This window comes from Bacillus sp. JJ1122 (assembly GCF_036964885.1).
Classification (GTDB): domain Bacteria; phylum Bacillota; class Bacilli; order Bacillales; family Cytobacillaceae; genus Mesobacillus.
In genome coordinates this window covers 1,648-4,701 of record NZ_JBALQL010000030.1, presented here as the reverse complement: position 1 = coordinate 4,701, position 3,054 = coordinate 1,648, and the positions used below count along the sequence as shown (strand labels likewise).

Here is a 3,054-nt window from a genome sequence, read left to right as displayed (position 1 = left end):
TTTGGTTAAGTCCTCGAACGATTAGTATCAGTCAGCTCCACACGTCACCGCGCTTCCACCTCTGACCTATCAACCTGATCATCTTTCAGGGTTCTTACTAGCTTGCGCTATGGGAAATCTCATCTTGAGGGGGGCTTCATGCTTAGATGCTTTCAGCACTTATCCCGTCCGCACATAGCTACCCAGCGATGCCTTTGGCAAGACAACTGGTACACCAGCGGTGCGTCCATCCCGGTCCTCTCGTACTAAGGACAGCTCCTCTCAAATTTCCTGCGCCCACGACGGATAGGGACCGAACTGTCTCACGACGTTCTGAACCCAGCTCGCGTACCGCTTTAATGGGCGAACAGCCCAACCCTTGGGACCGACTACAGCCCCAGGATGCGATGAGCCGACATCGAGGTGCCAAACCTCCCCGTCGATGTGGACTCTTGGGGGAGATAAGCCTGTTATCCCCGGGGTAGCTTTTATCCGTTGAGCGATGGCCCTTCCATGCGGAACCACCGGATCACTAAGCCCGACTTTCGTCCCTGCTCGACTTGTAGGTCTCGCAGTCAAGCTCCCTTGTGCCTTTACACTCTGCGAATGATTTCCAACCATTCTGAGGGAACCTTTGGGCGCCTCCGTTACTCTTTAGGAGGCGACCGCCCCAGTCAAACTGCCCACCTGACACTGTCTCCCGCCCCGATCAGGGGCGCGGGTTAGAATTTCAATACAGCCAGGGTAGTATCCCACCGACGCCTCCACCGAAGCTGGCGCTCCGGTTTCTCAGGCTCCTACCTATCCTGTACAAGCTGTACCAAAATTCAATATCAGGCTACAGTAAAGCTCCACGGGGTCTTTCCGTCCTGTCGCGGGTAACCTGCATCTTCACAGGTACTATAATTTCACCGAGTCTCTCGTTGAGACAGTGCCCAGATCGTTACGCCTTTCGTGCGGGTCGGAACTTACCCGACAAGGAATTTCGCTACCTTAGGACCGTTATAGTTACGGCCGCCGTTTACTGGGGCTTCGATTCAGAGCTTCGCTTGCGCTAACCCCTCCTCTTAACCTTCCAGCACCGGGCAGGCGTCAGCCCCTATACTTCGCCTTGCGGCTTCGCAGAGACCTGTGTTTTTGCTAAACAGTCGCCTGGGCCTATTCACTGCGGCTCATCTAGGCTATTCACCCAAATGAGCACCCCTTCTCCCGAAGTTACGGGGTCATTTTGCCGAGTTCCTTAACGAGAGTTCTCTCGCTCACCTTAGGATTCTCTCCTCGCCTACCTGTGTCGGTTTGCGGTACGGGCACCTTTTATCTCGCTAGAGGCTTTTCTTGGCAGTGTGAAATCAGGAACTTCGGTACTATATTTCCCTCGCTGTCACAGCTCAGCCTTCACGCAAGCGGGATTTGCCTCACTTGCAGCCTTACTGCTTAGACGCGCATATCCAACAGCGCGCTTACCCTATCCTACTGCGTCCCCCCATTGCTCAAACGATAAAGAGGTGGTACAGGAATATCAACCTGTTGTCCATCGCCTACGCCTTTCGGCCTCGGCTTAGGTCCCGACTAACCCTGAGAGGACGAGCCTTCCTCAGGAAACCTTAGGCATTCGGTGGATGGGATTCTCACCCATCTTTCGCTACTCATACCGGCATTCTCACTTCTAAGCGCTCCACCAGTCCTTACGGTCTAGCTTCAACGCCCTTAGAACGCTCTCCTACCACTGACATCAAAGATGTCAATCCACAGCTTCGGTGATACGTTTAGCCCCGGTACATTTTCGGCGCAGAGTCACTCGACCAGTGAGCTATTACGCACTCTTTAAATGGTGGCTGCTTCTAAGCCAACATCCTGGTTGTCTAAGCAACTCCACATCCTTTTCCACTTAACGTATACTTTGGGACCTTAGCTGGTGGTCTGGGCTGTTTCCCTTTTGACTACGGATCTTATCACTCGCAGTCTGACTCCCACGGATAAGTCTTTGGCATTCGGAGTTTGTCTGAATTCGGTAACCCGATGAGGGCCCCTAGTCCAAACAGTGCTCTACCTCCAAGACTCTTACAACGTGAGGCTAGCCCTAAAGCTATTTCGGAGAGAACCAGCTATCTCCAAGTTCGATTGGAATTTCTCCGCTACCCACACCTCATCCCCGCACTTTTCAACGTGCGTGGGTTCGGGCCTCCAGTTGGTGTTACCCAACCTTCACCCTGGACATGGGTAGATCACCTGGTTTCGGGTCTACGACCACATACTCATTCGCCCTATTCAGACTCGCTTTCGCTGCGGCTCCGTCTTCTCAACTTAACCTTGCATGGGATCGTAACTCGCCGGTTCATTCTACAAAAGGCACGCCATCACCCATTAACGGGCTCTGACTACTTGTAGGCACACGGTTTCAGGATCTATTTCACTCCCCTTCCGGGGTGCTTTTCACCTTTCCCTCACGGTACTGGTTCACTATCGGTCACTAGGGAGTATTTAGCCTTGGGAGATGGTCCTCCCAGCTTCCGACGGGATTTCTCGTGTCCCGCCGTACTCAGGATCCACTCAGGAGGGAACGAAGTTTCAACTACAGGGTTTTTACCTTCTCTGACGGGCCTTTCCAGACCACTTCATCTACCCCGTTCCTTTGTAACTCCATGTAGAGTGTCCTACAACCCCAAGAGGCAAGCCTCTTGGTTTGGGCTATGTCCCGTTTCGCTCGCCGCTACTCAGGGAATCGCGTTTGCTTTCTCTTCCTCCGGGTACTTAGATGTTTCAGTTCCCCGGGTCTGCCTTCAATACCCTATGTATTCAGGTAAAGATACTGTTCCATTACGAACAGTGGGTTTCCCCATTCGGAAATCTCCGGATCAAAGCTTACTTACAGCTCCCCGAAGCATATCGGTGTTAGTCCCGTCCTTCATCGGCTCCTAGTGCCAAGGCATCCACCGTGCGCCCTTTCTAACTTAACCGTTTGACAATAAATTGTCGTGGTTGATTCTCTATTAAATAGAGAGAAAAACTAAAATGGCGATCACTCGGTTTTTCTTGGTTCTTCTTACTTACGATTATCTAGTTTTCAAGGAACAA

General features: G+C 52.2%; 1 rRNA gene. It reads right to left on the bottom strand.

Annotated features, from left to right (window positions below):
* Position 1: 1 nt before the first annotated feature.
* Positions 2–2,936, bottom strand: a 23S ribosomal RNA gene (locus V7201_RS18165).
* Between the last annotated feature and the right edge of the window lie 118 nt (positions 2,937–3,054).